Genomic DNA, 18,934 nt, shown 5'->3' with positions numbered 1-18,934 from the left:
TATGAAAAAAAGATATATACTATTTATTTATTTACTTTCATCTGCTTGTATTTGTTTTTCTCAAAATGAAAGTGACACCAGAACGAATTCAAATTTCTTTTCTGAAATGTCAAATAATTCATTGTCAACATTTGCAAACTACGACAAAAAAATCAAAGGCTCACCATATATACAAAAGCACTATTCTCCAATTAAAATAAGTGGTTTTTCTAATAATGATTTGTCAGCAAAATATAATGCTCATCAAGATTTTTTTAAAATAATTAAAAACGGAACTGTAAAACATTTCACAACAAATAACTCACAAACAATAACATTTACATCAAATAACAAATCTTATAAATCATTTCTTTTTGAAGATAAAAAAACTTTTTTCGTCTTGAATTATGAAGATTCAAACTTCATTGTTTTAACAAAAGAAACAATAAGTTTAACTGACGCTATAAAACCTCAAACAGGTTACGACTCATATACACCTGCTAAATTTCATAGAAAAAAAGATCGATACTATATGAAAATGAAAAATGAGGACGTCATTAAAATTGATCGAAGTAAAAAACGATTTTTAAAAAATTTTAAAGACAAAAAAAAGTTAGTGAAAAAATATATAAAAGCAAACAAACTTAACCATAAAAATGAAAAAGACTTAATTGGAATACTTAAATATTATTACACTATTTAAACTTTTTCTTTTCTGGTATGGCAACAAAATCTTTTAAATAAAAAGGTTCAAAATAAGCGACATCTTCGATGTCGTTTTTTTTATGCTTTTCAAAACTCAATAGTGCCATTTCTTTTGCTGAAGGGAACTTTTCATCAATAAAAATTGCATTTCTATGAGTTATGATATTTTTACATTTTTCTGAACCGTCTCCTAAAAAATAAACTTTATTGTCTGTTAACAATTCTTCGAATGAATTTTCATCAATAATTTCAGCCCTTATTTCACGTACTTGATTGTAATTTTTATCATAAATAGCAGAATATACTTCCATTCTTCTTGCATCAATCATGGGTACAATTAAGCCTTCATCTATATTAGCATTCATAGAAAGAGATTTTAATGTATCTATTGCAATAAGTGGTACATCAAAAGAAAAACATAAACCTTTAGTAGCAGAAACTCCAATTCTTAATCCAGTATATGACCCCGGGCCTTTACTTACTGCTACAGCATCTATTTCATCTATACTTATTGAAGCCTCATTTAAAACATCTTGAATAAAGGGGTGTAATTTTTCAGCATGAGAATAATTTCCATTATTTAATTCTTTACTTGCTAAAACATCTCCATTTTTTGCTATACTAACTGAGCAATTTTTTGTTGCTGTTTCTATGTTTAAGATTATTGACACGATAAAAAAATATTTTCAACAAAGATACATTATAATGAAAAACCTTACCAAATTGGTAAGGTTCTATATCAATAATAAATTATCCCCTGATATTAATCTAGAATTGATTCTCCAAAATAAAATTTTAACACTTTTGTTTTAAATACATAATCGTATTTAGCTCTTATCATGGCTCCTTCGGCATTTACTAATCTATTTCTTACTTGATCAAAATCAAACTGTGTCATAGAACCATAATCGTAACTTACTTGTGCGTTTTTAAAAGCTTCATTCTGTGCTTCTAAAGATATATTAGCTGCTTCATATGTTTTTGCTGCTGCTTTAGCATCTAAATAAGATTTTTCTATCTCTTGTTGTAATTGCAACTTCTGACTTTCTAATGCTATTTCTGAAATCTCTTTATTGATAACAGATTTAGCTACTCTATTTTTTGTTTGAAAACGATTAAATATTGGAATATTAAGTGATAAACCAGCGCTATAACTAATTCTATCGTTTATTTGTCTTAAAAAGTAATCATTAGGACGGATTAAATTATTAAACTGGTGAAAAAATGAACTACTAACACCTAATGAATAAGTTAAAGTAGGTAAGTACGCGCCTTTAGCTAATTGTAAACTTATTAAAGAATTTTCTACATTTAATTTAGCTCTTTCAATTTCTGGTCTATTAGTCAATGCTTTTTCATAAACTGCATTTGAAGAATTATATAATAAACTAAGAGATGGTGAGTCAATATTAATTTTTTCAACATCAAAGTTATCTGATGATATTTGAAGTAACTGAGCAAGTCTAAGCAATGCTAAATTCAATGTGTTTTCTTGTAAAACAACGTTTTGCGCATCATTTGATGCCGTTGATTGTACATTTAACAAATCACCTTTAGGAATTGCACCTGCATCAAATTGAGCCTTTGCCCTTGCTATTTGTTTTTTACTAATTTCAGCTTGAACAACCGCTACTGCCAAATTTTCTTTTGCAAATAACACATTTAAATATGTATTTACAACATTTAATGAAATGTCATTTTCAATTTTAGCTAAATCTAATTCATTTCCTTTAACCCCAAGTACAGCTTGTTTTTTAGAATTAATATTTCTAAACCCATTAAAAATTGTACCTCCACTTGATAAAGAAAACGATGAGTTAAAGTTTTGAGTATTCTGAAGTATTCCATTTCTATCTTGAGAAAGTCCTGATGAAAAATTTCCTCTTGAAGATCCATTTAAATCTGGTAAAAAATTTCCTTTAGCTATGTCAACATCTTTTTCAGCAAGTTTTACATTTAATTTATTTTGCTTAATTGTGATGTTGTTTTCTAATGCATAATTAACACACTCTTTAAGTGTCCATTTCTTTTGAGAATAACCTCCCAATGCTGATAATAAAGTAATTAATAATACAATTTTAGTTTTCAAGACGTTTATTTTTTATGTTCAATTAGTTATATTCAATTGGTATTCCAATTAATTAAGAAACAATAAATACCTGAATAACAAATACCTATAATTTAATTAATTAAAAAAACTAAAAAAAACGAACACAACATGTTTGATTATGAACAGTATTTTTTAAAGCTTCCTCGTATATGACGACTAAAATTAAAATATGTTACAAGAAAATAATCTTATTGAAGTGTTAATTTTTATTTTTTTTTCTATGTCTATAAATAAAATAGAATAATACCCCAACTAAGATATAAGGAAACACCATTAAATAGGTAATACCATTATTAACACCTTCAGCCATACTTACATCACCACCTTCAACAACAGCCTTACACATAGCACATTGTGAAAATGACTTCTTTCCTGTAAAAATAATTACTAAGAATGAAATTAATATCTTTTTATACATAATAAGGTGAAATCATTAAATACACTATTACTCCAGTTATCGCAACATATAACCATAATGGAAATGTAATTTTTGCAATTTTTTTATGTTCAGGAAAATTACCTAATCTAGCTCTCATAAATGTTATTAATACAAATGGTATAATAACGATCGATAATAATATGTGCGTTATTAAAATAAAAAAATACAGGTATTTAATAACTCCTTCTCCTCCAAACTTAGTAGAATTAGATGTCATGTGATAAGCTACATACATTACTAGGAAAAGTGCAGAGCAAATGATTGCAGTTGTATTTAATTGTTCGTGCAACTTTTTATTTCCTTTTTTTATAGCAACTATAGAAGCAACCAGTAAAACAGCCGTAATTCCATTTATACTTGCATATATAGGAGGTAAGAATGACAAAGGTTCTACATTAGGGATTTTTATCCCAAATAAAGCTGCTACTGCCAAAGGAATTACCACAGATACTATTGTAATTAACCTTTTATATTTTTTTTCTTCTAAATTATTAACCTTACTCATTTAATAATAATTTAATATCTTGTTTTAATTCTTGTATTTGATTTGAAAAACCGTGTTCATCTAAAGCTCGATAATACATAATTGGATTTCCATGCTCATCGTATCTTGAACGAATATATCCATCTTTATCAACTAAAGCAAATAACCCTGAGTGTTCAAAACCACCATGACTATCTTCCCCTTTACCTACAAATAATTTAAATCCTTCGTTAGATAAATCATACACAATACTCTCATCTTTACCTGTTAGTAAATGCCAATTTTTATGATTTATTCCATGTATTGCAGCATAATCTTTTAATTTTCTAGGAGTGTCAATTTCTGGAGTAATAGTAAATGAAGCAATTCCAAAATTAGGATTCCCCATAAATTCATTTTGTATATCAACCATTCTTCTATTCATAATTGGACAAATGGTAGGACAAGTAGCAAAGAAAAATTCTACTACATAAACCTTTCCTTTGAAATCATCATTTGTGATGGTTTTCTTTTCTTGATTTACAAATTCAAAAGATGGAACTTTATTAAATTTATGCAAATCTGCAGTTTGAAAATGTTTTACAATCTTTGGAACCGCATAAATTCCAAAAAGTAATATAATAAACGAAATCCCTATATATGAATAATCCTTTTTTTTCATTTTTTAATTATTAAATTTCTCTATCGGCATTATTTTTTTTGAGAGCTAAACGATACTCAGCTAAAACAACTTTAACATCATCTTTCATTTTATTATTTAACTCACTAACAGATTTCATATTATAACCAAATAACTTTCCTCCTGCTGCATCTTTATCATCATCTCTTCCTCTTAAACTGATATCTTTATCTATAATAAATGCTTTAGATGTATGCACATTAGAATCTAATGATTGATTCGTATTAAAACTTTCATACAATACCTTTATTTCAACCTCATCGGCAAAAATAAAATTCCACTTTATCATATTTGTAAAAGCTCCAATTTCTTTTTTAAGTTTTTCAACCTTTTGTTCTGTACCTTTTAAAGCAACAACAATCATTTGAAAATCTTTAAACCCATAAAATGGTTTGTATATTTTCTCAGTTAAATTAAATAACTCACCTTTTGCTAATTGAATATCATTACCTAAAAAAGTAACTATTGATATTTTCCTATCAAATGTAGCTTTTTTAGTAATAGCAGATATATCTGTTACATTTTTTGTTAAAACTGGTAGTTTAGCAAAGTTATTAATACCAAGTGACAAGAATATATAAAATAATAAAGGCACTATAAAAAGTGCAAACAATACTATAAACTTTTGTTTTTTACTCATAACAGTTCGTTCTTTTTAGAGATAAAAAAAGGTGGTTAAACACCACCTCTTTTTTAATTTTATAAAATTACCATTTTACTAATGGTGCTAATGTATCGTATAAATAGCCTCCTTCAATTAATATTAACGCTATAAGGTAGCATATTAAAAAGGTAGCTGTCCAAACTATAGATCGTCTAAACCATGTTTTCTCACCTTCTAAGTGCATAAATGCCCATGCTATATAGTATGCTTTTACAATTGTTAAAATGATAAACATCCAGTTTAACCAACTAGTTCCTATACCATGTAAATGTAAAGCATCTGGCTTAATAATACCAAAAGCTACTTCTACTGTTGTTACTATAGTTAAGATTGCTAAAACAATCCAAATTCTTTTTGTATTTGATTCGTGTGCGTGACCTGCCATTTTTTTAATACTTTAAAATTATACTAAGTAGAAGAATGTGAAAACAAATACCCATACTAAATCTACAAAGTGCCAATATAAACCTACTTTTTCAACCATTTCATAATGTCCTCTTCTTTCATAAGTACCTAATACGACATTAAAGAAAATAATAATGTTTATTAATATACCTGAAACTACGTGAAAACCATGAAAACCTGTAATAAAGAAAAAGAAATCTGCAAAAATAGGATTCCCATATTCATTTACATGCAAATTAGCTCCTTCAACCACCATATTAGCTTTGGCTAATTGAGCTAAACTTTCTTCTCTAGATAATACGATTTTTTGCTTTGTTTCAAGATTAATCTTTTCTGTTCTTATTAGTAAAGAAGGATTATTCTTAAATGCTTCCTGAACTTGTGCTACAGAATATTCAGAAATTGTTCCCTCTTTTTCAAACCATAATCCATTTTCTTTCGCATGCTGAACCCTACCATCTTTCCTGTCATTATGTACAAAATCTGCTAAAGCTATTTGATGACCATCTTTTACAAACTGTAAAATATGGTTGTCAGTAGTTTTAACAGCTCCATAAGAACCGTTAATAAAGTTTTTCCATTCCCAAGCTTGCGATCCTACAAAAATAATTCCAAAAATTATAGTTGCAAACATATACCAAGCTACCTTTTTCTTTTTCATTTGATGACCAGCATCAACTGCTAATACCATCGTTACTGATGATATAATTAAGATAAAGGTCATTAAAGCTACATAATACATTGGTGCATGTACCCCATGTAACCCAGGAAAGTGTGTAAAAACTTCATCGGCAATTGGCCATGAGTCAATAAATTTAAAACGTGTTAAACCGTACGCAGCTAAAAACCCAGTAAAGGTTAATGCATCAGACACGATGAAAAACCACATCATCATTTTACCATAACTAGCTCCAAATGGCTTTTCGCCACCTCCGCTCCAGGTTTCTTTTTTGTCAGAATTTACAGCAATATTTGCTTCCATAAATACTATTTAGTTAATTTTTGTTAAAACAGTGCGCCAAAATTAAGCATTTCTCATCATTTAATAAAATAGAAAAAGAAAAATAGATAAATCCACAAAACATCTACAAAGTGCCAAAAGATTGCACCTAGTTCAAACCCAAGCATATCAGTAGATGAATACTTCTTTTTAAAATGATTATAAATAACGACTAATAACACGACAACCCCTGCTAACAGGTGCAATACGTGCATAAATGTAATTCCTATAATAAAAGATGTAGAAACTGTACTTTCTGGTCCAGTAAAATATAACCCTACTTCTTTTAGTTGATTAAACCCTACATATTGATACCAAATAAAACCTAAACCAAGTATAAATGTTACCAATAAAAGCATAAAAGAGGCTTTTAAATTATCTTTTTTAAGAGTTTTATGTGATAAAAACAGTGTAATACTACTTAAAATGATTAAAATAGTACTTATATAAAACGCTTGAGGCAAATCAAAAGTAACCCAATCTTCACGATTCATACTAACAACATAAGCACTTGTTAACCCTGCAAAAAACATAACCATACTTATCATGGAAATCCACAACATTGGTTTTGCAGATTTTCTTTTAGCTGTTTTTAATTCTTCTTGTAATGTTTGTGTTTGTTCACTCATTAATGTAAAAATTTATCTACTACATATATTATTGGCACAATTGTAATATAAAAAACACTTGCCAACATTAATTTTCTTGCATCAATATTCTCTTCTGACTTATATAATTTAATACCATAAAACAACATTAAGATACCTAATAGTAAAATTATAACAGCAGTAAGTGGGTATATATAAAAGTTCCCTGTTACTTTTAATACAGGAGCTATAGACATTAAAATCATTACACAAGTATAAAAAATTATCTGTACTACTGCACCTTTGTCTTTTTTATCCATTGGCAACATATGCAAGCCTGCTTTATTATACTCTTCAAATTGCAACCAACCTATTGCCCAAAAATGAGGAAATTGCCAAAAAAACTGAATCATAAATAAAAATCCTGCTTCGACACCAAACTGTCCCGTTGCAGCAACCCAACCTAACATGAATGGAATTGCTCCTGGAATAGCACCAACAAAAACTGCTAAAGGAGTAATTGCTTTTAATGGAGTGTAAGCACTTGTATATAAAAAAATAGATACCGCTCCAAATAAAGCACATTTAGGATTTATTGCATATAAAATTGCAATTCCAGCAATTGTAAATAATATTGCAATAACCATTGCTGTAGTTACAGACATTCTTTTGGAAGGTAATGGACGATTTTTAGTTCGCTGCATTAACGCATCTATATCCTTTTCTATTATTTGATTAAAAGCATTTGAAGCTCCTACCATAAAAAAACCTCCGATAGCTAAAAGTAATATAGTAGTATAATTAATTTTATCAGCACCTAATAGATATCCTGTAATTGAAGTAAAAACTACACTTACAGACAGTCCTACTTTAGTAATCTGTTTAAAATCAGAAAATAATACCTTTATAGATGTTTTATCTTGTATTGTTGAAACAGTACTCACCTTGTTATTTAAAAATTTCTGCAAAGATATTTCTTTCTTATAGAACCACCATACTTTTTAAAATTAATTAAAAAAAATTAAAAACTTTTTTTGTAATTCAAAAAAGGGTGTTATATTTGCACCCGCATTCAGAGTAATGCACGTTCTTTAAAATAATTTTTGACTACGCGAAAGTAGCTCAGGGGTAGAGCATCACCTTGCCAAGGTGGGGGTCGCGGGTTCAAATCCCGTCTTTCGCTCTTAACCTTTTAAAAGAGATTATGCTGAAGTGGTGGAATTGGTAGACACGTTGGACTTAAAATCCAATGGACTGTAATGTCCGTGCGGGTTCAAGTCCCGCCTTCAGTACCAAGCCTCGCTTTAATTAGCGAGGCTTAATTTTAAAAGTAGTCAAAAAAAACATATAGCATAGTATTATGCTGAAGTGGTGGAATTGGTAGACACGTTGGACTTAAAATCCAATGGACTGTAATGTCCGTGCGGGTTCAAGTCCCGCCTTCAGTACAAAACCTTAACATTTATTTGTTAAGGTTTTTTTGTTTTATAATTCTGGAATATTTTTTGTAATGTATTAATTAATTACCCGTCTAAATCACCAGTTTAAAACAATATGTAAAATGCGAAAAATATTTTTAATCCTTAGTCTTTCTTTTTTTATAAATTCATTTAGTCAAACAGCTGTTTTTAATTCATTATTAAAAACACATGTTGATAGTAAAGGAAATGTGAATTACAAAGCATTCAAAAAAGATGAAGCTAAACTACAAACCTATCTAGATTATTTAGCTAAAACTTCTCCTAAAAAAAATTGGTCTGCTAATAAAACCAAAGCTTTTTGGGTAAACGCTTATAATGCCTATACTATTAAATTGATTTTAGACAATTATCCTTTAAAAAGTATTTTAAAAATTAAAAAGAAAGGTAAAGATGCTTGGAATATAAAATTTGCTAAAGTTGGTAATAAAACATATACTTTAAATCATATTGAACATAAAATATTACGTAAACAATTTAACGATCCAAAAATTCATGTTGGAGTGAATTGCGCTTCTGGCTCATGCCCTCAATTGGGTAACTTTGCCTTTACTGAAGATAATTACGAAAGTAAAACAACAGATTTAATGAAAAAATTCATTAATGACCCTAAGCGAAATAAAATATCTGAAAAGAAAATTCATTTATCTAAAATCTTTGAATGGTTTGAAGGAGATTTTACCAAAAATGGGAGCTTAATTGATTTTTTAAACAAATACTCAAAAACTAAAATTAGTAACAAAGCCAAGATTAGTCATTTACAATATGATTGGAATTTAAATGGAAAATAGCAGTACCTCTAGTAAAAGCATTTGTGAAAACAATTTGTATTTTTACTTTTCAACCAAAAATAATTAAACAAATGTCTAAAACATATTACGACCCAGCCGACTTAAGAAAGTTTGGTAAAATAACGGAGTGGAACGAAGAATTAGGTGCTAAATTTTTTGATTATTACGGAAAAGTATTTGAAGAAGGAGCTTTAACTGCACGTGAAAAAAGCTTGATTGCTTTAGCTGTTGCTCATACTGAACAATGCCCTTATTGCATTGATGCTTATACTAAAGATGGATTACAAAGAGGTGTAACCAAAGAAGAAATGATGGAGGCTATTCATGTTGGTGCAGCTATTAAAAGTGGAGCTACCTTAGTGCATGGAGTGCAAATGATGAATAAGGTAAATAAATTAGAAATGTAATATTTCTATAAAAAATTACTTCGAACATAGCTATTATATAATATTTAACTACGTTCACCCCGACTCAATATTAAAGTATGACTAAAAAATCGCTTTTAGCAAGAAATAATGATTTAGCAAATACACAGCGTCAAATAGAGATTCTATCAAATGGAATTTTTAAAGATGAACTGCCTACTTTTGCTAAAAAAATTAGAGAAACAAACCAATTTCCTCTTCGCCCTAAAAAGTTAGAGGTATTACAAATTAATTTAGGCTACATGTGCAATCAGGTGTGTGCTCATTGCCATGTTGATGCTGGTCCTGATCGAAAAGAAATAATGACAAAGGAAACTATGCATCAATGCTTAAAGGTCATTAAAACTACTGGCGCCCATACTTTAGATTTAACTGGAGGTGCTCCCGAAATGAATCCTAATTTTAGATGGTTTGTTGAAGAAGCTGCAAAGGCTGGAATTAAAGATTTTATTGTTCGTTCAAACTTAACAATTATAAGAGCCAATAAAAAGTATTACGATTTACCTGAATTTTTCAAAAAACACAATGTTCATGTTGTTAGCTCTATGCCACATTGGACTCGTGGAAAAACTGATAAACAGCGTGGTGATGGTGTTTTTGATAAATCTATCAAGGCTTTACAAGAGTTAAATGCAGTTGGTTATGGTATAGAAAACACAGGATTGAAACTAGATCTTGTTTACAATCCTTCTGGGGCCTTTTTACCTGGAGATCAAGCTTCGATGGAAAAAGACTTTAAAAAAGCTTTATCTGATGATTTCTCTATAACTTTTAATAGCTTATTTGCTATTACTAATTTACCTATAAGTCGTTTTTTAGATTATTTAATCGCTTCAGAAAATTATGAAGATTATATGCATGCTTTAGTTGAAGCATATAACCCAATAGCTGTAGAAAATGTAATGTGTACCAATACATTATCTATTAGCTGGGAAGGTTATTTATACGACTGCGATTTTAACCAAATGTTGAATTTAAAAGTAGCTAGTAAAGTAAAACATATTTCAGAGTATAACGAAGAATTACTTCAAGATAGAAATATTATTATAAATCAACATTGTTATGGATGTACAGCTGGTGCTGGAAGTAGCTGTCAAGGCACAGTAACTTAAAAAGTTATGTTTTATATCAACTCAAAATGAAAAATTTAATTTACATCTTTTTATTCTCTTTAGCTTTTTCTGTTAATGCACAGAAAAACTTAAATGAATTGTTAAAAAAGTTTAATACCGAAAACATTCCTTACATCACAAGCAACGATTTAAATAAATTAATACAGCAATCTATTATCTCTACTCAAAATAATGATCAAATTATTTTACTTGACTCTAGGGAGCCTAAAGAATATAAAGTAAGTCATATTAATAATGCTATCTGTGTTGGATATGATCATTTCAATATAAGAGAAACTATAAAAAAACTACCCGTTAACAAAAACACGAAAATCATAGTTTATTGTTCATTGGGAATTAGATCAGAGGATATTGCTGAAAAACTAAAAAAAATAGGTTATACAAACATTTATAATCTTTATGGAGGCATTTTTGAGTGGAAAAACCAAGGCAACCAAGTAGTAAACAAACAACAAAATACTACTGAAAAAATACATACTTTTAATAAAGAATGGAGTAAATGGCTTTTAAAAGGTGAAAAAATTTATTAAAAATACTGACCTATCCCAAAAACAATTCCTTTAGATGCGTTTTTAGTTAATCCGAATCCATAATCTATTCTAAAAACTGCATTGAATATTTTTTTATTAATAAATCGCAAGCCTATACCTGAGTAAACTCTAATATTTTCACTTTGGTAGAAATCACTTAGGTCTCCTCCTGGCTCTCTCCAAGAACCAAAATCAGTAAATGCATTTCCTTGTAATACAAACCATTTCTTTTCAAAAAGAGTATATCTATACTCTGTATTCCAAACTATACTTCCAGTACCTCGATCTACTAAAATACCTACACCTCTCAAATTAACATTATTATCTAATGCAAATGGAGCGAAAGGGCTTTTTAAATTCGATGACAGCCCTACTCGTAAACGATTAGCCCAGTTTCCTTTTTCACCAATTCGTTTAAAGTAAAATAAATCATTCCATGCTACTAAAAAATCATCTTGATATGCATTTTTACTAGTAACATACTGACCATAAAACTGGCTTTTAAAACCATCTATGTAATGATAATAATAGTCCAAATCATCATAAGTATAAACTAGCTTAAGTAATTTTTTATTAATATTCAGTTTTTGAGGTACATTACTTGCTGTATGACCGCTCAAGTAATTATACCTTTCTTTAAAAAAATTTATTCCAAACTGGATGTTATTCTTAAAATCTATTTGACACAGAGCTAAAATTTCATAAGAAATATTTTGATATTTATAGTTTGCAGATTTATCATCAAAATACAAAGGCTCTTCACTGCTCCAATTCTGATGGTTTACAGCTAACCCAAAATGCTTTGAAAACAATGTAGGTGCTTTAAAATTTACCCCATAAGAATCAAACCCATTTTGTTGATAAAAGGCACCTAGAGTCATATTTCTACCTAAAAAATTATAATCATACAATCCTAATTTATATGCTAATCTTTTATTCGTTGTTGTCCATAAATTTACTTCAGGAATTATTGTAAAATTTTCTTCAATATGTATAAAAACATTGTAGTAATTTTCATGAGAATGAAAAACTTGAAAATATGCATGAGAAACAGCAGGTAACCTTTTTAAACGAATAATATCTTTTTCTATTTGTAAAGAATCTAATAAATTACCTCTCTTAGTATCTAACAGTTTTAAAACTGTTTCTTTTTTAGTTTTTTTAATTCCTTTTACTTTTACATCAACAACTATTTTCTTTTGAGAAAAGGTTGAAAATGAAAACAATAAAACAATTAAAACTGCGTACAATTTTTTCATTATTTCCCTATAAATTGCTTTTGAATAACCAAGTTTACCCAATTATCTTCACTCACTCCCATCATTGTAAAATGGTATTCTTTATTTTTTATTAAAATTGGCGGACTATCTCTAGTTACATTTAAAACCACATTACCTGTTTTATAATATTGAAACCATTTATCGTAAGTATAGGTTCCAGATAATAAATCATTATCTGAATTTGTTACTACTTGAAAATAAATAGCATTTTCTTTTACTTTTCCGTCTCCCCAAGAAAACTTTGGCATTAAAGGGGTACTTGTATCTATTGAAACACTAGTAGACCATTCAGTAGGCTTTGAACTATTTTTTAGCCTTATTGGATTTGAAATATGTAGCTTATTATTAGATTCATAGGTTACAATACTCCAAACTTCATTTTTACTTTCACGAACAAATCTTTGTAAATACCCATTAAACACATCTTCTTTTTCAAGTGAAACCTTATTATATAAGGTAAAATCATTTTTATCTGAATTTACACTCTCGGTTTCAAAATACTGAATATTGGTTGCTCCCAATATTGGATAATAAAAAATATAAGAAACATCCGTATTGTTTTTATCACTTGCAGCACAAGCAATAACTTCATCCTTTGCTAAATGACTTTTTTGAGTTATATATGTTTGTAAAGTATCTGTTGTAATTTCATTTTTTGAACACGACAAAAGTAACAACACTAAAAAAAAATATATTATTTTATTGTTCATACGCCTTTTTTATTATCAATTCAGCAGGTTTATTTTGTGGAGTAAATCTATTGTTTTTGATCCCTCCTACTTTAGTATGATCATGAAACCACTTCCATAAAAAACCACCGGCAAACCAATTCTCTTTCCAAAACTGTTGATAAATTGCTTCTAAGGCATTACTCTGATTTTTTAAATCTACATTACCTTCTACCCTATCTGAATTCCATGGTTCTTTACCTGTATAATGAACACTTCTGTATCCAAATTCTGTAAATAAAACAGGCTTATTTACCTTTTCCCTAACTTTAATTATTTGATTTTTATGCGATTGCCATCCATCAATAAAATCTTGAATTGTTGGTGATTTTTTGGTACTTAAAGGAAAATAAGCATCAATCCCTATAAAATCTACATCACCCCAAAATGGCACCCTCTTAAATTCATCCCAGTTAGCGGCATATGTGAGTTTTCCTTTGTAAACTTCTCTGATTTTAAGAATTAATTTACTCCAATAATCTGGTCGATTTTCAACAAATTTTTCTAACTCCGTACCAATACATAATATTTCTGCATTTATTTTTTGAGCTAATTTTGCATACGTTAAAATAAATTCTGAGTAAGATGCCTCTAAAATCTTCCAGTTTTCTTCTGAATTCATTCTTATAAATCCTGTATATTCTCCTCTCCAGACCCATAACTGAGGCTTCAACATTACTTTAATATCATTTTTTCTAAATTCAGTTGAATATTGCTCTATTCCTTTTTCAGTTTCACCAAACCATTGTCTTGAAGAATTAAAAGTAATCTTAGGAGAATTCAAATCTTTAATAAAACCAAAAGGCATCAACGTAACATAATTCGCTGACACCTTTTTTATGGGTATAATATTATCTTGATTAATTTTGTTTGGGGATGCAACAAAACTAATTCCATTTATTTTTTTTGTTTGGCCATCACAAGACCAATATAAAAAAACAACACTTATTAAAATGAGCCATTTATTTTTCATAGCTCCAATTTACATTTTTTCCATTAAAACAAAGCTCTAAGTCCAATATTAAAACTCTGACCTAATCCAGTATTTTCTCCTCTAACAAACTTACTATACAATGCTTCTAAATTAAGTGTTTTAGATAATTGATATTTTCCTCCAAAACCTAAAGCTGTATAATTTTGTGTAAAATCACCGAAGCGTTGAGCATGTTGAACAAAGGCTAATACAGTAGATTCATCCGATGGGAAATAACTTAAAAAAGCTCCTGGAACCAATAAAAAAGTGTTGTTTGCAAAACTTTTTTCTTCTCCAAAATTATATTCAGTATTTAACTCTGTAAACACTTGCCATTTTCCACTATCAAATGTGTAATCATAAAAAAATCTATTTTGAAATGTCCATGCTGTTTGATCTAAAAACACTCCATTTGCATCAGACTCATCACTTACTAAAGGAATATGTATTGCAGACTGAATAGAGAAGTTACCTACACTTTCAAGTGGCTGAAACTTTATAGCTGGTGCAATTGACGTGATACCTTTTCTATCTGTATTTGTATCTTCTAAACTAAAAACAGATAAAGCTTGACGACCACTAATTGTATTTGATCGGAACTCTACTATAGCTCCAACATTTATTCTATTATTATCAGAAATACCAGTAAAGGCTTCTACTGTAGAAGTAAAGTAATTTTCTCTAGGTTTATCAGCTGTAACGCCATTAAAATTACCTTTTGTTTCTGTATATAAGTTATTAAAAAACTTAATATCCCATTGTCCTTTATCTAATAATCTTGATGGTGTATACGTTTGAATATTGCTTTTTGTATTCTCCTCTTCTTCTTGTGCAAAAGATTGAAAACCTATTAATACCAAAGCAAAAAATAAATACTTAGTGCTATTTCTCATTATAAATTATTTTAATTAAAGCTTAGGTCGATAAAAATAAAACCTACTTACATTAACCTTTTATTTATACTGATTCTAAATTTAATACTCAAATTAAGTTCTTAACTTTAAGTGCGACCTAATTTGCAAATCAACTTATTTATGGAACACGTTGTAATTATTGGTAATGGTATTTCTGGTGTCACTGCTGCTAGACATATTAGAAAACTATCCGACAAACAGATCACTATCATATCTTCAGAAACAGATTTCTTTTTTTCAAGAACAGCCCTAATGTATGTTTACATGGGACATATGAAGTTTGAACACACACAGCCTTATGAACCTTGGTTTTGGAAAAAAAACAATATCAATTTAAAAAAAGGGTTCGTTTCTAAAGTTCATTCATCAAAAAATGAAATTGAACTTAAGGGTGGTGAAACCGTTAATTACGATACTTTAATTATAGCTACGGGCTCTAAACCTAATAAGTTTGGTTGGCCAGGACAAGATGCTAAAGGAGTAATGGGAATGTACCATAAACAAGACCTAGAGAAATTAGAAAAATATGCTCCTGATAATGCAACATGTAAAAGAGCTGTTATTGTAGGTGGCGGGTTAATTGGTATTGAATTAGCAGAGATGCTTCACAGCAGAAACATTCCAGTTACTTTTCTTGTTCGTGAAACTAGTTTTTGGAATACTGTTTTACCTAAACAAGAATCTGCTATGATTAATAATGAAATTATTGATAATCATATAGATTTACGTTTAGGTGTTAATTTAAAAGAGATAAAAACTGATCAAAACGGCAAAGCCACCTCTATTGTTATTGCTGAAACTGGTGAAGAAATTTCTTGTGATGTTGTTGGTTTAACTGCTGGTGTTTCTCCAAATGTTGATTTTATAAAAGATTCTGAAATTGAAATTGGACGTGGAGTAAAAGTCAATCGTTTTTTAGAAACAAATATCTCAAATATATATGCTATTGGAGATTGTGCCGAACAACATGAATCTATTGGGCAAAGACGTCCTATTGAAGCAGTATGGTATACTGGAAGAATGATGGGAGAAACTGTTGCTCAAACAATTTGTGGTAATCGCATAGAATACAAACCTGGACACTGGTTTAATTCAGCCAAGTTTATTGATATAGAATATCAAACTTATGGTTGGGTTTGGGCTGAACCTAAGAAAAATGAAAGTCGTTTTTACTGGGAACATGAAAGTGGAAAGAAGTGTATTCATATAAATTTTAACAAAAAAACGAATGAATTTATTGGTATTAACACCTTTGGAATTAGGATGAGACATGAGTTTTTTGATCGAGTTTTAACTGAAAAACAAACTGTTGAATACGTTCTTGAACATTTATCAGATGCTAACTTCGACCCTGAATTTTACAAATTACATGAAGCTGAAATTGTAGCTAAATTCAATCAAGAAAACAACACCAACATTCAACTAAAAAAGAAAAGCTGGAAACGAATCTTTAGCAAAGCTTAAAAATATGAAAACAATAAAACAAATAGGATTAATACTATTCTTAATAGGACTAGCCATTTTTACAGGAACCATTTTTACAGGTTCTTTTAGTTTAACTGAATCGGAATTGAATTCTTTTATTAACGAAAAAGGTTATAAAAGTGAAGTCATAAAAAAAGAACTTAGCAGTGCTATTGTTACAAATGAAGATTTAAATATTTTTAAATTTTCTAGTAGAGTTAGAAATGCATATAAAAATTCTAATGATCATTATGATCAATTGATTTCAAAATATGATTCAGAAAAAAACTGGGCAAAAAAAGGAGAACAATATCAATTCAAAATATATGGAAAGCCACATACTTTAAGTTATGAATTAGCAAAAAAAGCTGGTAAAGGATTAATGAAAAATAATGCTGGCTTACTTTGGCTACTTACTTTTGGATTAGGTATTATAGGGGCACTTTTATTTATACTTCCTAATTTTATTCTTTTAGGAAATGAAGGAATTAAAAATAACGGAATTTACTTAGACTCTTCAACTAATAAAGGTTGGATAGCATGGTTGGTACTTATATATCTTGTATCATTCTATTTATTATTATACTTCTTACCAGATTATGTGGTTAATTGGACTTATATTTTAGATCCGATTAGTAAATCACTTAATGGTGGGCCAGCTAGTCAATGGTTTGTATATGGTTTTTTATATTGTGTTATTATGCTTGTTATGGCTGTAAGAATGTATATAAAATACAGACATAATAAATATCAAATTATAAGAACGACTTCAGTTTTATTTTTTCAAATTGTATTTGCTTTTTTAATTCCTGAAATCATGACTAGCCTTAACATGCCTGGATATGATTTTAAAAATGCATTTCCTTTGGATTATGATTTTTTCTTTGAATGGAATTTAGATAGCTTAACCAGTAGCGGGTCAATAGGTATATTTATTTTAGTTTGGGGAATACTACTTACATTGGTAATTGTTCCTGTAATGGTATATTTCTTTGGAAAAAGATGGTACTGTTCATGGGTTTGTGGTTGTGGTGGTTTAGCTGAAACTTTAGGGGATCCTTACAGACAACATTCAAATAAAAGTATGAATGCTTGGAAACTTGAACGTTGGTTAATTCATTCTGTTTTAGTATTTTCTTTAGTTATGACAATAGTAACTTTGTACTGTTATTTTACTGGTACACAATCGTTTTTAGGCATAAAATCTCAATGGATTAAAGATACTTATAGTTTTTTAATTGGAGCTTGGTTTGCTGGTGTAATTGGAACTGGGTTTTATCCAATTTTCGGAAACAGAGTTTGGTGTCGTTTTGGTTGCCCTTTAGCAGCATACATGGGACTGGTACAACGTTTTAAATCTCGTTTTAGAATTACTACCAATGGAGGTCAATGTATTTCTTGTGGTAATTGTTCTACGTATTGTGAACAAGGAATTGATGTACGATCATATGCCCAAAAAGGAGAAAATATTGTTAGAGCAAGTTGCGTAGGTTGTGGTATTTGTTCAGCAGTATGTCCTAGAGGTGTTTTAAAACTAGAAAATGGCCCAGAAGAAGGTCGTATTAACCCAACAGAAGTTTTATTAGGTAATGATGTTGATTTAATGAAACTAGTTAATGAGAAATAAAAGGTTACATGCTATTTATTCTTCTAAAAAAAGGAAGAGTATTTCATTACTGTCATATAAAAAAAGAATTATCATTTTTATAATATTCTTTTCATTGACTTCTATATTATATGCTCAAAAAAAATATTCTAAAGTTTACTATAATAATGGAAATTTAAAAGAAGAAGGCTGGTTAAATAATAATAAAAAAGTAGATTTTTGGAAGTTTTATTACAAAAATGGTGTTTTAAAAAAACAAGGACACTTTAAAGCTAATTTTCCAGTAAAGTATTGGTACTTTTACCGTAAAAATTCATCAAAAGAAAAAGAAGGGCATTTTATAGGAGGTAAACAAAATAAATGGTGGTTATATTATGATAAAAAAGGTACTATAAACCATAAATGCCAACTTAAAAACAACAAAAAACATGGGTATTGCCTAGTTTATAAAAAAAAGGAATTAGTAAAAGCTGTGAGGTTTAGAAATGGTAAAAAAGTAAATGAATGGACGGATTTTTCTTCATTTAAAGAAGAAAATAATTTGACGGATTTAAAATAAA

At 29.0% G+C, this 18,934-nt stretch carries 22 protein-coding genes and 3 tRNA genes; 11 read left to right on the top strand and 14 right to left on the bottom strand.

Annotation, left to right across the window (positions count from 1 at the left end; translation table 11 throughout):
- Position 1 precedes the first annotated feature (1 nt).
- Positions 2-682 carry a hypothetical protein gene (locus tag ACKTTQ_RS15130; protein ID WP_408049703.1) on the top strand — a complete coding sequence of 227 codons (681 nt, stop codon included), beginning with the start codon at positions 2-4 and terminating at the stop codon, positions 680-682.
- Here the strand turns inward: ACKTTQ_RS15130 and tsaB are convergent.
- From tsaB to cyoE, 10 genes are all read right to left on the bottom strand, one after another.
- Positions 675-1,355: a tRNA (adenosine(37)-N6)-threonylcarbamoyltransferase complex dimerization subunit type 1 TsaB gene (tsaB, locus tag ACKTTQ_RS15125; RefSeq protein WP_408049702.1), complete on the bottom strand. Its 681-nt coding sequence runs from the start codon at positions 1,353-1,355 to the stop codon at positions 675-677. The genes ACKTTQ_RS15130 and tsaB overlap by 8 nt on opposite strands.
- A 92-nt stretch (positions 1,356-1,447) precedes the next feature.
- Positions 1,448-2,773 carry a TolC family protein gene (locus ACKTTQ_RS15120; RefSeq protein WP_093869777.1) on the bottom strand — a complete coding sequence of 442 codons (1,326 nt, stop codon included), beginning with the start codon at positions 2,771-2,773 and terminating at the stop codon, positions 1,448-1,450.
- Between the two features lie 220 nt (positions 2,774-2,993).
- A complete protein-coding gene (locus ACKTTQ_RS15115) occupies positions 2,994-3,212 on the bottom strand; it encodes a hypothetical protein (RefSeq protein ID WP_093869776.1) in 219 nt (72 codons plus the stop codon).
- Positions 3,205-3,738, bottom strand: a complete 534-nt coding sequence (locus ACKTTQ_RS15110) for a DUF420 domain-containing protein (protein WP_093869775.1) — start codon at positions 3,736-3,738, stop codon at positions 3,205-3,207. The genes ACKTTQ_RS15115 and ACKTTQ_RS15110 overlap by 8 nt, the downstream gene beginning before the upstream one ends.
- On the bottom strand, positions 3,731-4,378 hold the full coding sequence (locus ACKTTQ_RS15105; RefSeq protein ID WP_093869774.1) for an SCO family protein: 648 nt from the start codon (positions 4,376-4,378) through the stop codon (positions 3,731-3,733). The genes ACKTTQ_RS15110 and ACKTTQ_RS15105 overlap by 8 nt, the downstream gene beginning before the upstream one ends.
- Positions 4,379-4,388: 10 nt before the next feature.
- A complete protein-coding gene (locus ACKTTQ_RS15100) occupies positions 4,389-5,036 on the bottom strand; it encodes a hypothetical protein (protein ID WP_408049701.1) in 648 nt (215 codons plus the stop codon).
- A 67-nt stretch (positions 5,037-5,103) separates the two neighbouring features.
- Positions 5,104-5,445, bottom strand: a complete 342-nt coding sequence (locus ACKTTQ_RS15095) for a cytochrome C oxidase subunit IV family protein (RefSeq protein ID WP_093869772.1) — start codon at positions 5,443-5,445, stop codon at positions 5,104-5,106.
- 18 nt (positions 5,446-5,463) lie between these two features.
- A complete protein-coding gene (locus ACKTTQ_RS15090; RefSeq protein ID WP_093869771.1) occupies positions 5,464-6,447 on the bottom strand; it encodes a cytochrome c oxidase subunit 3 in 984 nt (327 codons plus the stop codon).
- Between the two features lie 56 nt (positions 6,448-6,503).
- Positions 6,504-7,094 (bottom strand): cytochrome c oxidase subunit 3, encoded by a 591-nt coding sequence (locus ACKTTQ_RS15085; protein WP_093869770.1) that lies wholly within the window; start codon positions 7,092-7,094, stop codon positions 6,504-6,506.
- Complete coding sequence (gene cyoE / locus ACKTTQ_RS15080) at positions 7,094-7,996, bottom strand: heme o synthase (RefSeq protein ID WP_093869769.1); 903 nt, start codon at positions 7,994-7,996, stop codon at positions 7,094-7,096. Before cyoE ends, ACKTTQ_RS15085 begins: the two co-directional genes overlap by 1 nt.
- Positions 7,997-8,163: 167 nt before the next feature.
- Between cyoE and ACKTTQ_RS15075 the strand changes: the two genes are divergently transcribed.
- From ACKTTQ_RS15075 to ACKTTQ_RS15045, 7 genes are all read left to right on the top strand, one after another.
- A tRNA-Gly gene (locus tag ACKTTQ_RS15075) sits at positions 8,164-8,235 on the top strand.
- Positions 8,236-8,258: 23 nt separating this feature from the next.
- Positions 8,259-8,347, top strand: a tRNA-Leu gene (locus ACKTTQ_RS15070).
- Between the two features lie 67 nt (positions 8,348-8,414).
- Positions 8,415-8,500, top strand: a tRNA-Leu gene (locus ACKTTQ_RS15065).
- Between the two features lie 113 nt (positions 8,501-8,613).
- A complete protein-coding gene (locus tag ACKTTQ_RS15060; RefSeq protein ID WP_113786116.1) occupies positions 8,614-9,321 on the top strand; it encodes a DUF547 domain-containing protein in 708 nt (235 codons plus the stop codon).
- Positions 9,322-9,392: 71 nt separating this feature from the next.
- Positions 9,393-9,728 (top strand): arsenosugar biosynthesis-associated peroxidase-like protein, encoded by a 336-nt coding sequence (locus ACKTTQ_RS15055; RefSeq protein ID WP_408049700.1) that lies wholly within the window; start codon positions 9,393-9,395, stop codon positions 9,726-9,728.
- Between the two features lie 77 nt (positions 9,729-9,805).
- Positions 9,806-10,858, top strand: coding sequence for an arsenosugar biosynthesis radical SAM (seleno)protein ArsS (arsS, locus tag ACKTTQ_RS15050; protein ID WP_408049699.1), 1,053 nt, complete (start codon positions 9,806-9,808; stop codon positions 10,856-10,858).
- Between the two features lie 26 nt (positions 10,859-10,884).
- On the top strand, positions 10,885-11,409 hold the full coding sequence (locus ACKTTQ_RS15045; RefSeq protein WP_408049698.1) for a rhodanese-like domain-containing protein: 525 nt from the start codon (positions 10,885-10,887) through the stop codon (positions 11,407-11,409).
- Here ACKTTQ_RS15045 and ACKTTQ_RS15040 read toward each other — a convergent pair.
- From ACKTTQ_RS15040 to ACKTTQ_RS15025, 4 genes are read right to left on the bottom strand one after another with little or no spacing between them, the layout of a single operon-like run.
- The gene (locus ACKTTQ_RS15040) at positions 11,406-12,668 is read right to left on the bottom strand and encodes a BamA/TamA family outer membrane protein (RefSeq protein WP_113786522.1); all 1,263 of its coding nucleotides are present in this window, start codon (positions 12,666-12,668) and stop codon (positions 11,406-11,408) included. The two genes, ACKTTQ_RS15045 and ACKTTQ_RS15040, sit on opposite strands and share 4 nt — an antisense overlap.
- Positions 12,668-13,399 (bottom strand): hypothetical protein, encoded by a 732-nt coding sequence (locus tag ACKTTQ_RS15035; protein ID WP_408049697.1) that lies wholly within the window; start codon positions 13,397-13,399, stop codon positions 12,668-12,670. The genes ACKTTQ_RS15040 and ACKTTQ_RS15035 overlap by 1 nt, the downstream gene beginning before the upstream one ends.
- Positions 13,389-14,390: a glycoside hydrolase family 113 gene (locus ACKTTQ_RS15030; RefSeq protein ID WP_093869763.1), complete on the bottom strand. Its 1,002-nt coding sequence runs from the start codon at positions 14,388-14,390 to the stop codon at positions 13,389-13,391. Before ACKTTQ_RS15030 ends, ACKTTQ_RS15035 begins: the two co-directional genes overlap by 11 nt.
- Positions 14,391-14,413: 23 nt before the next feature.
- The gene (locus ACKTTQ_RS15025) at positions 14,414-15,283 is read right to left on the bottom strand and encodes a transporter (RefSeq protein ID WP_093869762.1); all 870 of its coding nucleotides are present in this window, start codon (positions 15,281-15,283) and stop codon (positions 14,414-14,416) included.
- A 141-nt stretch (positions 15,284-15,424) separates the two neighbouring features.
- On the opposite strand from ACKTTQ_RS15025, the gene ACKTTQ_RS15020 reads away from it, so the two are divergent.
- Genes ACKTTQ_RS15020 through ACKTTQ_RS15010 form a run of 3 tightly spaced genes read left to right on the top strand, consistent with a single transcriptional unit; the run spans position 15,425 to position 18,933 of the window.
- Positions 15,425-16,768, top strand: coding sequence for an NAD(P)/FAD-dependent oxidoreductase (locus ACKTTQ_RS15020; RefSeq protein ID WP_408049696.1), 1,344 nt, complete (start codon positions 15,425-15,427; stop codon positions 16,766-16,768).
- 4 nt (positions 16,769-16,772) lie between these two features.
- Positions 16,773-18,395: a 4Fe-4S binding protein gene (locus ACKTTQ_RS15015; RefSeq protein ID WP_093869760.1), complete on the top strand. Its 1,623-nt coding sequence runs from the start codon at positions 16,773-16,775 to the stop codon at positions 18,393-18,395.
- Positions 18,385-18,933, top strand: coding sequence for a toxin-antitoxin system YwqK family antitoxin (locus tag ACKTTQ_RS15010; RefSeq protein ID WP_233487117.1), 549 nt, complete (start codon positions 18,385-18,387; stop codon positions 18,931-18,933). Before ACKTTQ_RS15015 ends, ACKTTQ_RS15010 begins: the two co-directional genes overlap by 11 nt.
- Position 18,934 lies beyond the last annotated feature (1 nt).

It is taken from the genome of Tenacibaculum halocynthiae, assembly GCF_964512825.1.
Classification (GTDB): domain Bacteria; phylum Bacteroidota; class Bacteroidia; order Flavobacteriales; family Flavobacteriaceae; genus Polaribacter; species Polaribacter halocynthiae.
This window is presented reverse-complemented; position numbering and strand designations above follow the sequence as displayed.

Excerpts from the sequence above, each read along its gene's own strand:
- ACKTTQ_RS15130 (WP_408049703.1), top strand. The coding sequence starts at position 2 with ATGAAAAAAAGATATATACTATTTATTTATTTACTTTCATCTGCTTGT.
- ACKTTQ_RS15115 (WP_093869776.1), bottom strand. The coding sequence starts at position 3,212 with ATGTATAAAAAGATATTAATTTCATTCTTAGTAATTATTTTTACAGGA.
- ACKTTQ_RS15110 (WP_093869775.1), bottom strand. The coding sequence starts at position 3,738 with ATGAGTAAGGTTAATAATTTAGAAGAAAAAAAATATAAAAGGTTAATT.
- ACKTTQ_RS15105 (WP_093869774.1), bottom strand. The coding sequence starts at position 4,378 with ATGAAAAAAAAGGATTATTCATATATAGGGATTTCGTTTATTATATTA.
- ACKTTQ_RS15100 (WP_408049701.1), bottom strand. The coding sequence starts at position 5,036 with ATGAGTAAAAAACAAAAGTTTATAGTATTGTTTGCACTTTTTATAGTG.
- ACKTTQ_RS15095 (WP_093869772.1), bottom strand. The coding sequence starts at position 5,445 with ATGGCAGGTCACGCACACGAATCAAATACAAAAAGAATTTGGATTGTT.
- ACKTTQ_RS15090 (WP_093869771.1), bottom strand. The coding sequence starts at position 6,447 with ATGGAAGCAAATATTGCTGTAAATTCTGACAAAAAAGAAACCTGGAGC.
- ACKTTQ_RS15085 (WP_093869770.1), bottom strand. The coding sequence starts at position 7,094 with ATGAGTGAACAAACACAAACATTACAAGAAGAATTAAAAACAGCTAAA.
- ACKTTQ_RS15060 (WP_113786116.1), top strand. The coding sequence starts at position 8,614 with ATGCGAAAAATATTTTTAATCCTTAGTCTTTCTTTTTTTATAAATTCA.
- ACKTTQ_RS15055 (WP_408049700.1), top strand. The coding sequence starts at position 9,393 with ATGTCTAAAACATATTACGACCCAGCCGACTTAAGAAAGTTTGGTAAA.
- arsS (WP_408049699.1), top strand. The coding sequence starts at position 9,806 with ATGACTAAAAAATCGCTTTTAGCAAGAAATAATGATTTAGCAAATACA.
- ACKTTQ_RS15045 (WP_408049698.1), top strand. The coding sequence starts at position 10,885 with ATGAAAAATTTAATTTACATCTTTTTATTCTCTTTAGCTTTTTCTGTT.
- ACKTTQ_RS15040 (WP_113786522.1), bottom strand. The coding sequence starts at position 12,668 with ATGAAAAAATTGTACGCAGTTTTAATTGTTTTATTGTTTTCATTTTCA.
- ACKTTQ_RS15035 (WP_408049697.1), bottom strand. The coding sequence starts at position 13,399 with ATGAACAATAAAATAATATATTTTTTTTTAGTGTTGTTACTTTTGTCG.
- ACKTTQ_RS15030 (WP_093869763.1), bottom strand. The coding sequence starts at position 14,390 with ATGAAAAATAAATGGCTCATTTTAATAAGTGTTGTTTTTTTATATTGG.
- ACKTTQ_RS15025 (WP_093869762.1), bottom strand. The coding sequence starts at position 15,283 with ATGAGAAATAGCACTAAGTATTTATTTTTTGCTTTGGTATTAATAGGT.
- ACKTTQ_RS15020 (WP_408049696.1), top strand. The coding sequence starts at position 15,425 with ATGGAACACGTTGTAATTATTGGTAATGGTATTTCTGGTGTCACTGCT.
- ACKTTQ_RS15015 (WP_093869760.1), top strand. The coding sequence starts at position 16,773 with ATGAAAACAATAAAACAAATAGGATTAATACTATTCTTAATAGGACTA.
- ACKTTQ_RS15010 (WP_233487117.1), top strand. The coding sequence starts at position 18,385 with ATGAGAAATAAAAGGTTACATGCTATTTATTCTTCTAAAAAAAGGAAG.